A 15,447-nucleotide genomic window follows, 5' to 3' on the forward strand; every position below is an offset into this window, starting at 1 on the left:
TTTCCACATGGATGCCGGGAATATGTCAGGCGACATGGTTCGGCACCGGCGTACGCTGTTCAATCTGACTTTCCGCGACAGCAGAGGCGGGTCAGATGAGCGGAACGGCCTTACTTCTCCTCGGGGTGGCGGCGCTCGCGGTGTACACCGGCATGCACTGGGAGCGCGCCCGCCGCGCCGCGTCCGACATGCGGCTCAGCCGCCGGAGGGTGATCACCCTCCGGCGGACCGTGGTGCGCGAGCGCGGCCAGGCCACCATGATCGTCGCGACGGCGCTGGTCGTGCTCGTCATCGTCGTCAAGTACGGCTGAGCCGCCGTCAGGGGCCGGTGAACAGGGGGTCCTCCCGGTCGGCGCCGTTCAGCCGGCCGCCCGGCGCCGGCGGGGCGCCCGCGGCGGACGGCGAACCGCCGGCCGGGGGCGGCGGCAGCGTGTGCCCGCCGGAGTGCGACGACCCGGTCGCGGGCGGCTGACCGCCGGGCGCTCCGCCGGGTCCCTGCGCCATCGGCGGGACGGGGGCGCCGAACGGGACGCCCTGTCCGCCGACGGGTCCGGTGGGCACCGCCGGGGGGGGCCCGCGGCCCGCGGCGGGCGCGAAGCCCGGCGGCGGGACCGGGCTCCCGCCCGACAGCCGGCCGCCCGGCGGGATGTTGGACGACAGGGTGTTGTGGGTGAGCTGGTCTATCTGGCGGCGGGCGCGGTCGGCCTCGGCGCGGGCGGCGTCGCGCTCCTCGGCAAGGGCCGACAGCGCGGCCTGCTGCTCGGCGACCGACTGGGACAGCTGGCGCAGCTGCACCGCCTGGTCGTTGATCTTGGCGTTCAGCTCGTCGCGCTCGCCGGTGGCGGCCTCGGCCTGCGCCCGGGCGGCGTCGCGGTCCTTGGCGGCCTCCTCGGCGCGGGCGTTGGCGCGGACCACCTCCGCCTCGGCCTCCGACTGCGCGCGCAGCGCGGTGGCGCGCTCGGCCTCGGCCTTGCTGGCGGCCTGCATGGCGTGCTGCCGCTGCGCCTCGGTGTCGCGCATCGCGTTGCGCAGGTCCTCGGCGCCCTGCTTGGCGACCGCGGCCTCGACCCGCTGCGACTCGGCGGCGCCCTCGGACTCGGCGAGCTTGGCGTGCAGGGTGACCAGCTCGGCGCGGGCGGTCTCCAGCGCGGCGAGCAGCTCGGTCTCGCGGGCGGCGATGCGGTCGCGCTCGCTCTCGGCGGCGAGCTTGGCGGTCATCGACTGCTGCGCGATCTGGTGCGCCTCCTCCCAGGCCTGCTGCGCGGCGTCGCGCTTGGCGGTGGCGAGCCGGGCCTCCTCGCGCGCGCCCGCGGCGTCCTTCTCGGCCCGGTCGGCGCGGGTGCGCGAGGACGAGGCCTCGTGCCACGCCTCCTCGGCCTTGCGCTGGGAGGCGTCGCGCTCGCTCTGCGCGATGGCCAGCTCGCGGGCGGCCTCGGCCCGCACCTCGGCGACGCGCCGCTCGACGCCGGCGACGCTCAGCTCGGAGGTCAGCGAGTCGGCGAGCAGGTCGGCGGCCTTCTCCAGCCGCTCCACCATCTCCCAGGTGGAGGCGACCTGGCCGGTGAGGCCCGGCGCGTCCCGGCCCCGCTCGCGGCGGTCGCGCGCCTCGCGGGCGCAGGCGCCGTCGTTGTCCTGGCAGTACCGGATCGCGCGGACGGCCCCGACCGGCTGCGGGACGGGACGCCCGCAGTTCGCGCACGGCCAGACCGTGACGGGGTCGCCCATCCGGGCGACCGCGGTCTCCGGCGCGGCGGTGCCCGCGACGTCGCCGCCCGTCTGCGGCACGCCCGTCTCCGGCGTGCCCTGCTGCTGCGTGCCCTGCTGCGGCATGCCCTGCCGCACGGCCCCCTGCTGCCCCGGCGAGCCCTGCCCGCCGCCCCCGTCGCGCTGCTCCCCGGGCGCGGCGTCCCGCGGACGCCCGCCCTCGGAGACCGCGCCCTGGGGAGCCGCGGCCGTCCCCTCGGGGCCGCTATTGTCGCGCTCTTCGCTGTTAGGCATGGTATGAACCATACGCACTAGTAGGCGGTACTGCAGTGACTTGCGAGGTAGATGTGGGGCCTCCCACGTCGTACGGAAGTGAGTAGACCGGTCCCAGGTCAGCGCCCGGCGAACCGGTCGGTCGCCTCGATGAGCCGGTCCAGGGTGCCGGGCTCGGACCCGCCGTGCCCGGCGTCCTCGACGATGTGGAACTCCGCCTCGGGCCAGGCGAGGTGCAGATCCCACGCCTGGTCCGGCGGAGTCTTCATGTCGTAGCGGCCGTTGACGATCACCGCCGGTACGTGCCGGATCCGGTCGATGCCCGCGAGCAGGCCGCCTCGGGGCAGGAACCCGCCGTTGGCGATGTAGTGGTGGGTGATGCGGGCGAACGCGAGGACCTCGGCGTCGGCCAGGTCGGGCGGCGCGACGGGAAGCAGCGTGTTGGCGCTCAGTTCCCAGTCCAGCCACGCCCGCGCCGCCGGGACGTGGACGGCCGGGTCCGGGTCCTCGATGCGGCGGCCGTAGGCGGCGACCAGGTCGTCCTGCTCGGCGGGCGGGATCGCGTCGCGGAACGCGGCCCACTCGGCGGGGAACAGGTGGGCGGCGCCCGTCGGGGTGAACCCCCACGCCTCGTCGGACGGGCGGACGAGGTACACGCCGCGCAGCACCATCTCCGTGACGCGCTCCGGATGGGCCTGCGCGTAGGCGAGAGCGAGAGTGCTCCCCCAGCTGCCGCCGAACACCAGCCAGCGGTCGATCGACAGGTGCTCGCGCAGCCGTTCCATGTCGGCCACCAGGTGCGGCGTCGTGTTGCCGTCGAGCGGGACGCCGGGGTCGCCGGCGTGCGGCCGGCTCCGTCCGCAGTTGCGCTGGTCGAACAGCACGATCCGGTACGCGGCGGGGTCGAAGAAACGCCGGAAGGCGGGCAGCAGCCCGCCGCCGGGCCCGCCGTGCAGGAACACCGCGGGCTTGCCGTCCGGGTTCCCGCAGGTCTCCCAGTGGATCCGGTTCCCATCGCCGACGTCCAGCAGCCCGGAGTCGTCGGGTTCGGTCTCCGGATAGAACTCCCTCAAGGTCATGACCCCAGTCATATCCGACAAGCGATCATGGTCGGGATGCGCCGGCCCCCGCCGTCGGCCCGCCGTCGGCCGGCACGGCCTAGAGCTGGGCCATCGCCTTGCGGATGCGCTTGTCGGACACCGGGAACCGGGTGCCGAGCTGCTGGGCGAACAGGCTGACGCGCAGTTCCTCCAGCATCCAGCGGACCTGCCGGGCCGGTTCCTCGTCGCGGCGGGACGGGTGCAGCCGCTGGAGCGTCTGCTCGTACTCCTGCCGCAGCACCTCGACCTGGTGGGCGAGCATCCGGTCGCGCCCGGGGTTCTCCGGGAGCTTGTCCAGCCGGGTCCGCAGCGCGCGCAGGTAGCGGGGCAGGTCGGCGAGCCGCGCCCAGCCCGTCTCGGTGACGAACCCGGGGTGGACCAGCGCCGCCAGGTGCGCGCGGATGTCGGTCAGCGCCGGGACGAGCGTGAGGCTGGTGGTGCCGCGCAGCCGCCGGTCCAGCTCGTGGGACTCGGCGAGGATCCGCTCGACCAGCCCCACGACCTGGGCGGTGGCGTCGTGCAGGTCGGCGCGGACCCGGTCGTACAGCGCGCGGAACCCGTCCTCGTCCCAGGCGGGCCCGCCGGCCTCGGCGATGAGCCGGTCGGCGGCGGCGGTGACGCAGTCGTCGAACAGCGCGGCGACGGACCCGTGCGGGTTGTGGCTGAGCGCCAGCTTGCCCTGGTTGGTCAGGCGGCCCTGGATGAGCTTCACCGGGGACGGCGCGTTCAGCAGGACGAGGCGGCGGGTGCCGAGCCACATGGCGCGGCGCTGCTCGGCCTCCGTCTCGTACATCCGGACGGCGACGCTCTCGCCTTCGTCGGTGAGCGCCGGGTACGCCTTGACGTCGTAGCCCGCCTGCTTCTGCTCGTAGGTGCGGGGCAGCTCGCCGATCGTCCACTCGGTGAGCCCGGACCGCTCGACGGTCGACGCCGCCTTCGACAGCGTCCCGCGCACCTTGCCCGCGAGCCGGCGTTTCAGCTCGTCGAGGTCGGTGCCCTCGCCGAGGGTGCGCCCGCGGTCGTCGACGACGCGGAAGGTGATGCGCAGGTGCGCGGGCAGCCGGGAGGTGTCCCACGTCTCCCGCGCGACCGGCACGCCCGTCATCGCGGTCAGTTCGCGCTCCAGCACGTCCAGCAGCGGCTCGGTGCGCGGCGCGACACGCTCGAGCACCTTGCGCGCGTAGTCGGGGGCCGGGACGAAGTTCACGCGCAGCTGCTTCGGCAGCGACCGGATCAGTTCGGTGAGCAGCTCGGTGCGCAGCCCCGGGACCTGCCACTCGAACCCGTCCGGCCGGACCTGGTTGAGGACCTGGACGGGGACGTGCACGGTGACGCCGTCGGCGTCGGTGCCGGGCTCGAACTGGTAGGTCAGGCGCAACCGCAGCGGCCCCTGCTTCCACACGTCCGGGTAGTCGGCCTCGCTGACGCCGCCGGCGGTCTCGTTGATGAGCATCGACTTCTCGAACCCGAGCAGGTCGGGGTCGGAGCGCCGCGCCGTCTTCCACCAGGCGTCGAAGTGCCGGCCGGAGACGACGTCCTCGGGGATCCGCTCGTCGTAGAAGTCGAACAGCGTCTCGTCGTCCACGAGGATGTCGCGGCGGCGGGCCCGGTGCTCCAGCTCCTCCACCTCGTCGAGCAGGGCGCGGTTGTCGTGGAAGAACCGGTGGTGGGTCTCCCAGTCGCCCTCGACGAGCGCGTGCCGGATGAACAGCTCGCGCGACAGCGCCGGGTCGATGGAGCCGTAGTTGACGCGCCGGTCGGCGACGATCGGCACCCCGTACAGGGTGACCTTCTCGTGCGCCATGACGGCGGCCTGCTTCTTCGACCAGTGCGGCTCGCTGTAGTTGCGCTTGACCAGGTGCTGCGCCAGCGGCTCGATCCACTCGGGCTCGATCCTGGCGTTGACGCGCGCCCAGAGCCGGGACGTCTCGACCAGCTCGGCCGACATCACCCAGCGCGGCGGCTTCTTGAACAGCGCCGACCCCGGGAACACGGCGAACTTCGCGCCGCGCGCACCGACGTACTCCTGCCCGCGTCGCGGCTTGCCGTCCTTCTCGCCCTTGTCGGTGTCCATGAGGCCGATGTGGGACAGGAGGCCGGCGAGCAGGGAGACGTGGATGCGGTCGGGCGGGGCGTCGGCGGTGTTGAGGGTGACGCCGAGGGACTTGGCGACCTGCTTGAGCTGGCCGTGCAGGTCCTGCCACTCGCGGACGCGCAGGAAGTGCAGGAACTCGTTCTTGCACATGCGGCGGAACGCGCTGCCCGACAGCTCCTTCTGCTGCTCGCGCAGGTAGTTCCACAGGTTCAGGTACGCCAGGAAGTCGGACGTGGGGTCGGCGAACCGGCGGTGCCGGTCGTCGGCGGCCTGCTGGTGCTCGGCGGGGCGCTCGCGCGGGTCCTGGATCGACAGCGCGGCGGCGATGACGAGGACCTCCCGGACGCAGCCGTTGCGGTCGGCCTCCAGCACCATGCGGGCGAGGCGCGGGTCGACGGGCAGCTGGGCGAGCCGGCGGCCGAGCGGGGTGAGCCGCTTGCGCGGGTCCTTCTCAGCGGGGTCCATCGCACCGAGCTCGTGCAGCAGGTCGACGCCCGCCTTGACGTTGCGGTGGTCCGGCGGCTCCACGAACGGGAACGCGGCGATGTCGCCCAGGCCGAGCGAGGTCATCTGCAGGATGACCGACGCGAGGTTGGTGCGCAGGATCTCCGGGTCGGTGAACTCGGGGCGGGACTCGAAGTCCTCCTCGGAGTACAGCCGGATGCACACGCCCTCGGACACGCGCCCGCAGCGCCCCTTGCGCTGGTTGGCCGAGGCCTGCGAGATCGGCTCGATCGGCAGCCGCTGCACCTTCAGCCGGTGGCTGTAGCGGGAGATGCGGGCGGTGCCGGGGTCGACGACGTACTTGATGCCCGGGACGGTCAGCGAGGTCTCCGCGACGTTCGTCGCGAGGACGACGCGCCTCCCCCGGTGCGCCTGGAACACCCGGTGCTGCTCGGCGGCCGACAGCCGCGCGTACAGCGGCAGCACCTCCGTGGTGCCCCGCTGCCGGACGAAGTGCTTGGTGAGGGCGTCGGCGGTGTCGCGGATCTCCCGCTCGCCGCTGAGGAAGACCAGCACGTCGCCGGGGGCCTCGCGGCCCAGCTCGTCCACGGCTTCGATGATCGCCTGGATCTGGTCGCGGTCGGGGTCGGCGGACGGGTCGTCGGGGTCGGTGACGGGCCGGTACCGCACCTCCACGGGGTACGTGCGGCCGGACACCTCCACGATCGGGGCGTCGCCGAAGTGCCGGGAGAACCGCTCGGGGTCGATCGTCGCCGAGGTGATGATCACCTTGAGGTCGGGCCGGCGCGGCAGGATCTCCCGGATGTAGCCGAGCAGGAAGTCGATGTTCAGGCTGCGCTCGTGCGCCTCGTCGATGATCAGCGTGTCGTACTGGCGCAGCAGCCGGTCGGTCTGGATCTCGGCGAGCAGGATGCCGTCTGTCATCAGCTTCACGAGCGTGTCGTCGCTCGACTTGTCGGTGAAGCGGACCTTGTAGCCGACGGTCTCGCCGAGTTCGGTGCCGAGCTCCTCGGCGATCCGGTCGGCGACGGTGCGGGCCGCCAGCCGGCGCGGCTGGGTGTGCCCGATCGAGCCGAGCACGCCCCGGCCGAGCTCCAGGCAGATCTTCGGGATCTGGGTGGTCTTGCCGGACCCGGTCTCGCCCGCGACGATCACGACCTGGTGGTCGCGGACCGCCGCGAGGATGTCGTCCTTCTTCTGGGAGACCGGCAGCTGCTCCGGATAGGTGATCGCGGGCACGGCGCGGCGCCGCCGCTCGACCCGCCGTCCGGCGGCCTCGATGTCGGCGGTGATCTCCTCGGCGACCTTCGCGCGGCGCGCCGCGTCCCGCATCTTCTGCGCGCCGTCGATGCGGCGGCGGATCCGGTGCTGGTCCCGCAGCGTCAGCTCGGGCAGGCGCGCGCGCAGCTCGGCGAGCGGCGATCTCACAGACGTCCTCATAACCATCGACAAGGATAGGGTTCCAGGCCCGCAGGCCCCGCTCACCCCTCAAACCTTCGCACCGTAGCCGGATCGGCCCGCGCCGGGCGATCCATTTTCCGGCGGTTACAACGCCCGCCGCCCCGCCCGGCATTCCTGCGCCGCTAAGAGGCCCGCCCGGCCTTCTCGTGGGGCGTCCGCGGGACGAGGCGCAGGGCGAGGCCGGGGCAGATCGCGACGGCGCGCCGCGCGTCGGCCTCCAGCCGCGCCGGGATGGGCCCGGCGGGGATCACCGGGTAGTTGTACTCGTCCATCCGGACGGTGCCGCGCAGCACGTCGGCGCACAGGCCGTGGCCGTCGCAGCGGCTCCAGTCGACCTCCAGCCGCAGCTCGGCCGCGAGGGCCGCGACGAGCAGCACGCCGAGGACGCGGCGCCCGCAGCCGCCGTCCGAGGCGTGCCGGGCGATGTCGCCGGCGAAGACCTCCAGCGCGGAGAGCACGAACCGGCCGGTGCCGTCGGGGTGGGCGCACGCGCCGCGGCCGTCGACCATCCGGACGGCGCGGCGGACGGCTTCGGCGGCGGACGCGACGCCCCGGCCGCCGGCGACGGCGGCGAGCGCGCCGGCGATATCGGGCAGCCCTAGCCGGCAGGGCCCGCACTGCCCGGCCGACTCGGCGGCCAGGTATCCGGCGACGCGCGCGCATTCGCCGAGCGGGCAGGTGCCGCGGCCGATCGGCATGACGATCCCGGCGCCGAGCGCGCCGCCCGCCGCCGCGAGGCCGGCGCGCGACACCGCGGTGCGGGTCGCGACCTCGCCCTTCAGCCAGGCGCCGTGGTAGCCGCCGACCAGCACCCCCTCGCCGGCCCGCGCGCCGCACAGGTCGAGCAGGTGGGCGAGCGGCGCCCCGGCGGGCGTCTCGATCACGGCCGGGAAGCGCGCCGAGCCGGTCACCGTCAGCAGCACGGTGCCGGGCTCGTCGGGCGTCCCGATTCTCCGGTACCCGTCCGGGCCGAGCCCGGCGAGGACGGCGAGCTGGGCGTAGGTCTCGGCGTTGGACAGCAGGGTGGGCAGGCCGTCCACGCCGCGGGTCGAGGCGCGGCCCTTGCGGCCGGGCGGGATCGGGCGCTTGCCGTTGATGCCGCGGACCAGCGCGCCGCTCTCGCCGGTGACGAACCGCTCCGGCAGCAGCGCGACGCGGGCCCGGCCGCCGAGGTCGCGTTCGGCGATCGCGTCCCGCACCGACGCGGCGGCCTCGTCGTCGGTGACGGCGACGATGATCTCCAGCGAGCCGAGCGCGGTGGCGGCGAGGGCGGCGCCGTCCAGAATCAGGTGCGGCGCGCCGCGCAGCAGCGCCTTGTCCTTGGCGCTGCCGGGCTCGCCCTCGGTGCCGTTGACGACCACGATCGTCCGCTTGCCGCGCCGGACGGCGCTGTCGGCGGTCGCCCGCACCTTGCGCGCGAACGGGAACGCGGCGCCGCCGCGCCCGTGCAGCCGCCCCTCCTCGCACAGCGCGACGAGCTGGTCGGTGGTGAGGGGGCGCGGGTCCGGATGCAGGGCGCGGTGGGCGTCCCAGCCGAGGCGTCCGCCGTCCGCGAGCCCCTTGGTGAGGCGCGGCGGGCCGACGTGCCGGACGGCGAGCGCGGTCACGGCGTCCTCCTCTCCCGGGGCCGCAGGACGGGACGGGCGGCGAGCGCGAGGGCGACTCCGGCGACGCACAGCAGGTAGCCCGCCGTCACCCACACGGCAGGGGCGCGGCCGGAGGTCAGGCCGTGCCAGATCCCGAGCGGCCATGCCGCGTACGCGGTGAGATGTGTGGCCCGCCATGCCCACGGATGCTTCGTGCCGGCGAAACGGCCGCGCGCGATGCCGCCGGCCACGGCGAGGAGCAGCAGGTAGAGGGCGATCACGCCGAGGCCGTAGTCGGCGGCGTGCCGGCCGGGCAGCGGCAGGACCGCCTGGGCGATCCCGACCCGGTGCTGGGCGAGCTGCGAGGCGATGTGGACGGCCAGCATCGCCACGGCGAGGAACGCGGTGGCCCGGTGCACCGCCTGGGCCCGCAGCCGGTGCCGGGAGGCGAGGAGGGCGCGGTCGGTGGCCAGCAGCCCGATCATGACCGTCAATGACAGCGCGACCAGCGCGAAGACCCCGCAGTAGAAGTCGAGGAATCGGCCGGCCGGGCGCAGCACGGACGCCGGTCCCCCGGACTTGGCGGCCAGGCCGAGGAGGGCGCCCGCCGCAACGGCCGCGGCCGCCCCCGCGGCGATACGGCTCCGGTGCGCGCCGATCCGTCGCCGCCGCGGCGATGCGACCGCCGGAGCCGGCACGGCCCGGGGACGAGCGCCAGGGCCGGCGAGGAACGCGCCGGTCATCTCGTGGGCGGGGCCGCGGCGCGGCGCGTCCCCTGGCGGCGGACCCTCAGGAGCCATGGCGGCACCCCCTGCCTTTCGCGTCGTCCGGGGAAGTCCCCTGGTCACTACGACGCGTGTTCGCCTCATGCCGGTTCGGTGACACGACCGTCTCCCGTCCCCCGCCGTTAACCGGAATGGTGGCAGGTCAGGACGGGTTCACCGGGTTCGCGTCCGGAACCGGCCGCACCCGGCGGTGCGCCGGGTGCGGGCGGGGGCGAAGGGGCGGGTCAGCCCGCGCCGTACACCGGTTCGGGGGCGGGGGCCTCGGCGAGGAGGCCGGTGACGACCTCGCCGACCTCGGCCGGGTCCCAGCGGGCGCCCTTGTCGGCGGTGGGGCCGTGCCGGAAGGCGTCCATCACGCAGATCTTGCCGCCCTCGGCCTCGAACACCCGGCCGGTGATGTCCTTGGACTGGGCGGAGCCGAGCCAGACCACCAGCGGCGAGACGTTCTCCGGCGCCATCGCGTCGAACTCGCCCTCGGCGGGCGCGGCCATCGTCTGCGCGAAGACCTCCTCGGTCATCCGGGTGCGGGCGGCGGGCGCGATCGCGTTGACGTTCACCCCGTACCGGCCGAGTTCGGCGGACGCCACGAGGGTGAGCCCGACGATGCCGGCCTTGGCCGCCGAGTAGTTGCCCTGGCCGACACTGCCGAGCAGGCCGGCGCCGGACGAGGTGTTGATCACACGGGCGTCCACCGGGCGGCCGGCCTTGCTCTCGGCGCGCCAGTACTGCCCGGCGTGCTTGAGCGGCAGGAAGTGCCCCGTGAGGTGGACGCGCATCACCGCGTCCCACTCGTCCTCGGACAGGTTGATCAGCATCCGGTCACGCAGGAACCCGGCGTTGTTGACGAGGGTGTCCAGGCGGCCGAAGGCCTCGACGGCGGTGGCGACGAGCGCGGCGGCGCCCGCGTCGGTGGCGATGTCGTCGGTGTTGGCGACGGCGCGCCCGCCGAGCGCCTCGATCTCCTTGACGACGTCCTGGGCGGGGCCGCCGGAGGCGTCGCCGGTGCCGTCGCGGGCCACGCCCAGGTCGTTCACCACGACCAGGGCGCCCTGGCGGGCGAACTCCAGCGCGTGCGCGCGGCCGAGCCCTCGCCCGGCGCCGGTGACGGCGACCACGCGGTCCTTGCAGATCATCGCGACTCCTCCTTGTTCGCGGTGGCGGCGTCCAGGAACGCGGGGCGCTCTCCCCCGCCGTGCATCAGCATCTCCGACCCGGTGACGTAGGACGCCAGGTCCGAGGCGAGGTAGACGCAGGCGGCGCCGACCTCGTCGGGGCGGCCGAGGCGGTCCATCGGGACGGTCCTCGCGACGGCCTCGACGCCCGCCTCGTCGCCGTAGTGCAGGTGGGCCAGCTCGGTGCGGATCATGCCGAGGATCAGCGTGTTGACCCGCACGTGCGGCGCCCACTCGACGGCGAGCGACCGGGTGAGGCTGTGCAGCCCGGCCTTGGCGGCGCCGTAGGCGGCGGTGCCGGGCGACGGCCGGACCCCGCTGACGCTGCCGATGTTGATCACCGAGCCGCCGTCCGGCATCAGCGGGCGCAGCGCCCGCGCCATGATCAGAGGCCCGGTCAGGTTCAGTTCCAGGATTTTGAGATGGGTGCGCAGCGGACCCTCGGTGAGCGGCAGGAACGGCCCGCCACCGGCGTTGTTGACCAGCACGTCCACCCGGTCGAGGCCGGCGGCGAACGCCTCCACGGCGTCGCCGTCGCGCACGTCCAGCTGGGCGAACGAGGCCGTGCGTCCGCCGCCCTCCGGCAGGGCGTCCGGCTCGTGCCGGGCCACCGCGATCACGTCGGCGCCCGCCTCCAGGAAGGCGCGGCTGATCCCCGCGCCGACACCGCGCACGCCCCCGGTGACCACGACGGTCCTCCCCGCCAGGTCCAGCGTCAGTGACATCCCGCCTCCTCCGAGCCCCTCTGCTACGGTCTGTTCTAACAAATGTTTGGTGGAAAGGTAGCGCATGGGAGTCTCCACCACGACCCTGGACGGGGTCGCCGAGATCGTCGTGGACGCGCCGCCGGTCAACGCACTGACCGTCGCGGGCTGGTTCGAACTGGCCGACGCGGTGCTCGCGGCCGGCCGCGACCCGCAGGTCGGCGCCGTCGTGCTCCGGGCCGAGGGCCGGGGCTTCAACGCGGGCGTCGACATCAAGGAGATGCAGCGCAGCGAGGGCCACACCGCGCTGGTGGGGGCGAACCGGGGCTGCTTCGCGGCGTTCGCCGCCGTCTACGAGTGCGAGGTGCCGGTCGTCGCCGCGGTGCACGGCTTCTGCCTGGGCGGCGGGATCGGCCTGGCGGGCAACGCCGACGTCGTCGTGGCGTCCGACGACGCCTTCTTCGGGCTGCCCGAGGTCGACCGGGGCGCGCTCGGCGCCGCGACGCACCTGGCGCGGCTCGTCCCGCAGCATCTGATGCGCGCGATGGTCTACACGTGCCGCAACGTCACCGCCGCCGAGCTGCACCACCACGGCTCGGTGCTGGAGGTCGTCCCGAAGGACGAGCTGCGCGCCAAGGCGCTGGAGGTCGCCGGGAACATCGCGGCGAAGGACAAGTACGTGATCCGCCGCGCCAAGGAGTCGCTGAACGGCATCGACCCGATCGACGTCCGCCGCAGCTACCGCTACGAGCAGGGATTCACCTTCGAGCTGAACCTCATGGGCGCGGGCGACGAGCACCGCGACGCCTTCGTCGCGAAGGGGGCCGAGTGAGCAAGGTTCTGTCCATCGAGGAGATCGTCGGGTCGCTGGAGAGCGGCATGACGGTCGGGATCGGCGGCTGGGGCTCGCGGCGCAAGCCGATGGCCCTCGTCCGGGCGCTGTGCCGCTCCGACGTCACCGACCTGACCGTCGTGACCTACGGCGGGCCGGACGTCGGGCTGCTGTGCGCGGCCGGCAAGGTCCGCCGGCTGGTCACCGCGTTCGTGACCATGGACTCGATCCCGCTGGAGCCGCACTTCCGGCAGGCGCGCCAGTCCGGGTCGATCGAGCTGACCGAGTACGACGAGGGCATGTTCATGTTCGGGCTGTACGCGGCGGCGCACCGGCTGCCGTTCCTGCCCACGCCCGTCGGGCTCGGCTCGGACATCATGCGCGTCAACCCGGAGCTGAAGACGATCCGGTCGCCGTACGAGGACGGCCAGGAGCTCGTCGCCGTCCCGGCCCTGACGATGGACGCGGCCCTGATCCATATGAACCGGGCGGACGCGCGCGGCAACGCGCAGTACCTCGGCGCCGACCCGTACATGGACGACCTGTTCGCCAAGGCCGCGGACCGGACGTACATCTCCTGCGAGCGGCTGGTGGACACCGCCGACTTCGCCAAGGAGGGCCCGCCGCAGTCGATGCTGATCAGCCGGACGCAGGTGGCGGGCGTGGTGGAGACACCGAACGGGGCGCACTTTACCGACTGCGAGCCCGACCACCGGCGCGACGAGGCGTTCCAGAAGCTGTACGCGAAGTCGGCGGCCGACCCGGACGCGTGGGCGGCGTTCCGCGACCGGTTCCTGTCCGGCGACGAGACCGCGTACCAGGACGCCGTCCGGACCTGGCAGGAGGAGGCTCGATGAGCGATGTGACGAGGGCCGAGGTCTGCGCGGTCGCCTGCGCGGAGCTGTTCCGGGGCGACGGCGAGATCGTCGCGGCGGCGGTGGCCGGGTTCGTGCCGATGCTGGGCTCCCGGCTGGCACGGGCCACGTTCGAGCCGGACCTGCTGACGACCGACGGCGGGCCGACGCTGAGCGCCGAGCCCGTCCCGCTGGGCCGCACCGCCGACGCGGCGGAGGGCTGGCTGCCGTTCCGCGACCACCTGTGGCTGGTGCTGAACGCGCGGCGGCACGTGGTCATGGGGCCTTCGCAGATCGACCGGTACGGCAACACCAACATCTCGTGCATCGGCGACTGGGAGCGGCCGTCGCGGCAGCTGCTCGGGTCGCGCGGCGGGCCGGGCAACACGCTGCTGAACCCGACGAGCTACTGGGTGCCGAAGCACTCGACGCGGGTGTTCACCGGCAAGGTCGACTTCGTCAGCGGCGTCGGCTGGGACCGGGGCGCGCACGAGATCCGCGCCGTGGTCAGCAACCTGGCGGTGCTGGACTTCGACACCCCCGACCACCGGATGCGGCTGCGCTCGGTGCACCCCGGTGTGACGGTCGACGACGTCGTGGCCGCCACCGGGTTCGAGCTGGTCGTCCCGGACGAGGTGCCGCAGACGCGCCTTCCCGACGCGGAGGAGCTTCGGGTGATGCGCGAGGTGCTCGACCCGAAGGGCCTGCGCGAGCGAGAGGTCCCGGCCTGATGGAGCAGCAGCTCGACACCGCGCTGACCCGCCTGGCGGGCGTGCGGCATCCGGTCGTCCAGACGGGCATGGGCTGGGTCGCCGGCCCGCGCCTGGTCACCGCCGTGGCGAACGCGGGCGGCCTCGGGATCCTGGCCTCGGCCACGATGACGCTGGACCAGCTCGCGGACGCGATCCACGAGGTCAAGGACCGCACGGACGCGCCGTTCGGCGTCAACCTGCGGGCTGACGCCGGGGACGCGGGCGACCGCATCGACCTGCTGATCAAGGAGGGCGTCAAGGTCGCCTCCTTCGCGCTGGCGCCGAAGAAGGAGCTGATCGCCAAGCTCAAGGACGCGGGCCTCGTCGTGATCCCGTCGGTCGGCGCGCGGCGCCACGCGGAGAAGGTCGCGGGCTGGGGCGCGGACGCCGTGCTGGTGCAGGGCGGCGAGGGCGGCGGGCACACCGGCGCCGTCGCCACCACGCTGCTGCTCCCGCAGGTCGTGGACGCGGTCGACATTCCGGTGATCGCGGCCGGCGGCTTCTTCGACGGGCGCGGCCTGGCCGCCGCGCTGTCCTACGGGGCGGCGGGCGTGGCGATGGGCACCCGCTTCCTGCTGACCTCCGACAGCTCGGTCCCGGACGCGGTCAAGCAGGTGTACCTCAAGACCGGCGAGACGATCGTCACGCGCCAGGTCGACGGGATGCCGCACCGGGTGCTGCGCAGCGAGCTGGTGAACGAGCTGGAGTCGTCCGGCCGGGTCAGCGGGCTGGTCCGGGCGCTGCGCAACGGCGCCCGGTTCAAGAAGCTGTCCGGTATGTCGTGGCGCGCGATGCTCGCCGACGGGAAGGCGATGAAGCACGGCAAGGACCTGTCCTGGTCGCAGGTCCTCATGGCGGCCAACACCCCGATGCTGCTGAAGGCGGCGATGGTGGACGGCCGCCCCGATCTCGGCGTGATGGCGTCGGGCCAGGTCGTCGGCGTCATCGACGACCTGCCGAGCTGCGCGCAGCTGATCGACGGGATCGTCGAGCAGGCCGTGGGCGCCATCACCGCGCAGCGGTCGCTTCTGGTGCGCTAGCCCGCGCCGCTCCCTCCGAGGCCGCGCAGCACGGCCGCCAGTCCCCCGCGGAACTCCTCGTCGGGGCCGATGTGGCGGGCGTGCCGCGCGGTCTCGGCCATGTTGGGGAACTCGTCGGCGGGCAGGGCGGCGATGGCGACGGTCCCCTCCCCCTCCAGCGGGCCCAGGTGCTCCAGCTGGATCGCGCCGATGATGTAGGCGATCACCGCCCGCAGCGCGACGGCCGCCCGGGGCCCGGTGATGCCGGCGTCCGCGAGGATGCCGGCGACGGTCTCCCCCCAGCACAGCGACCCCCGCGAGTCGTGCCGGTGGGTGAGCGTCAGCGGCATGATCGCCGCGTGCGCGCCGAACGCGTCGCGCAGCCGCAGCGCCATCGTCTCGATCTTGGCGTCCCACGGCCCGCCGGACGGCGGCGAGGGGTCGACCTCCGTGTACACCAGGTCGACGACGAGGCCTTCGAGTTCTTCCCGGTCGCGGACGTACCGGTACAGCGCCATGGTGCTCAGCTTGAGCTCCTTGGCGACGGCGCGCATGGACAGCCCGGCGAGGCCGTCCCGGTCGATGACGGCGAGCGCCGCGGCGGCGACCTGATCCTGGGTGAGAGAGCGGGGACGTGGCATGGCA

13 protein-coding genes are annotated in these 15,447 nt (G+C 74.0%); 5 read left to right on the forward strand and 8 right to left on the reverse strand.

Features of this window, described 5'->3' with window-relative positions; translation table 11 throughout:
* The first annotated feature begins 95 nt into the window (after positions 1 to 95).
* Positions 96 to 311 carry a hypothetical protein gene (locus ABD296_RS05805; RefSeq protein ID WP_344262244.1) on the forward strand — a complete coding sequence of 72 codons (216 nt, stop codon included), beginning with the start codon at positions 96 to 98 and terminating at the stop codon, positions 309 to 311.
* A gap of 7 nt (positions 312 to 318) precedes the next feature.
* Here the strand turns inward: ABD296_RS05805 and ABD296_RS05810 are convergent, their stop codons facing one another.
* From ABD296_RS05810 to ABD296_RS05840, 7 genes are all read right to left on the reverse strand, one after another.
* Positions 319 to 1,998 (reverse strand): coiled-coil domain-containing protein, encoded by a 1,680-nt coding sequence (locus ABD296_RS05810; protein WP_344262246.1) that lies wholly within the window; start codon positions 1,996 to 1,998, stop codon positions 319 to 321.
* Between the two features lie 98 nt (positions 1,999 to 2,096).
* Positions 2,097 to 3,056: a prolyl aminopeptidase gene (pip, locus tag ABD296_RS05815; protein WP_344262248.1), complete on the reverse strand. Its 960-nt coding sequence runs from the start codon at positions 3,054 to 3,056 to the stop codon at positions 2,097 to 2,099.
* A 79-nt stretch (positions 3,057 to 3,135) separates the two neighbouring features.
* On the reverse strand, positions 3,136 to 7,077 hold the full coding sequence (gene hrpA / locus ABD296_RS05820; RefSeq protein WP_344262250.1) for an ATP-dependent RNA helicase HrpA: 3,942 nt from the start codon (positions 7,075 to 7,077) through the stop codon (positions 3,136 to 3,138).
* 143 nt (positions 7,078 to 7,220) lie between these two features.
* Positions 7,221 to 8,705, reverse strand: coding sequence for an NADH-ubiquinone oxidoreductase-F iron-sulfur binding region domain-containing protein (locus tag ABD296_RS05825; protein ID WP_344262252.1), 1,485 nt, complete (start codon positions 8,703 to 8,705; stop codon positions 7,221 to 7,223).
* Positions 8,702 to 9,484: a hypothetical protein gene (locus ABD296_RS05830; RefSeq protein ID WP_344262254.1), complete on the reverse strand. Its 783-nt coding sequence runs from the start codon at positions 9,482 to 9,484 to the stop codon at positions 8,702 to 8,704. The genes ABD296_RS05825 and ABD296_RS05830 overlap by 4 nt, the downstream gene beginning before the upstream one ends.
* A 209-nt stretch (positions 9,485 to 9,693) precedes the next feature.
* Positions 9,694 to 10,602 (reverse strand): SDR family oxidoreductase, encoded by a 909-nt coding sequence (locus ABD296_RS05835; protein ID WP_344262256.1) that lies wholly within the window; start codon positions 10,600 to 10,602, stop codon positions 9,694 to 9,696.
* Positions 10,599 to 11,366, reverse strand: coding sequence for an SDR family oxidoreductase (locus tag ABD296_RS05840; protein WP_344262258.1), 768 nt, complete (start codon positions 11,364 to 11,366; stop codon positions 10,599 to 10,601). Before ABD296_RS05840 ends, ABD296_RS05835 begins: the two co-directional genes overlap by 4 nt.
* Positions 11,367 to 11,430: 64 nt before the next feature.
* Here ABD296_RS05840 and ABD296_RS05845 point away from each other — a divergent pair, with 64 nt between their 5' ends.
* Genes ABD296_RS05845 through ABD296_RS05860 form a run of 4 tightly spaced genes read left to right on the forward strand, consistent with a single transcriptional unit; the run spans position 11,431 to position 14,823 of the window.
* Complete coding sequence (locus ABD296_RS05845) at positions 11,431 to 12,177, forward strand: enoyl-CoA hydratase family protein (protein WP_344262260.1); 747 nt, start codon at positions 11,431 to 11,433, stop codon at positions 12,175 to 12,177.
* A complete protein-coding gene (locus ABD296_RS05850; RefSeq protein WP_344262262.1) occupies positions 12,174 to 13,034 on the forward strand; it encodes a CoA transferase subunit A in 861 nt (286 codons plus the stop codon). The genes ABD296_RS05845 and ABD296_RS05850 overlap by 4 nt, the downstream gene beginning before the upstream one ends.
* Positions 13,031 to 13,762 (forward strand): CoA-transferase subunit beta, encoded by a 732-nt coding sequence (locus ABD296_RS05855; RefSeq protein ID WP_344262264.1) that lies wholly within the window; start codon positions 13,031 to 13,033, stop codon positions 13,760 to 13,762. Before ABD296_RS05850 ends, ABD296_RS05855 begins: the two co-directional genes overlap by 4 nt.
* Complete coding sequence (locus ABD296_RS05860; RefSeq protein ID WP_344262266.1) at positions 13,762 to 14,823, forward strand: NAD(P)H-dependent flavin oxidoreductase; 1,062 nt, start codon at positions 13,762 to 13,764, stop codon at positions 14,821 to 14,823. The genes ABD296_RS05855 and ABD296_RS05860 overlap by 1 nt, the downstream gene beginning before the upstream one ends.
* On the opposite strand, the gene ABD296_RS05865 is transcribed toward ABD296_RS05860, so the two are convergent.
* Positions 14,820 to 15,443 (reverse strand): TetR/AcrR family transcriptional regulator, encoded by a 624-nt coding sequence (locus ABD296_RS05865; RefSeq protein ID WP_344262268.1) that lies wholly within the window; start codon positions 15,441 to 15,443, stop codon positions 14,820 to 14,822. The two genes, ABD296_RS05860 and ABD296_RS05865, sit on opposite strands and share 4 nt — an antisense overlap.
* Positions 15,444 to 15,447 lie beyond the last annotated feature (4 nt).

The sequence above is a fragment of the Actinomadura napierensis genome (assembly GCF_039529375.1).
GTDB lineage: Bacteria > Actinomycetota > Actinomycetes > Streptosporangiales > Streptosporangiaceae > Spirillospora > Spirillospora napierensis.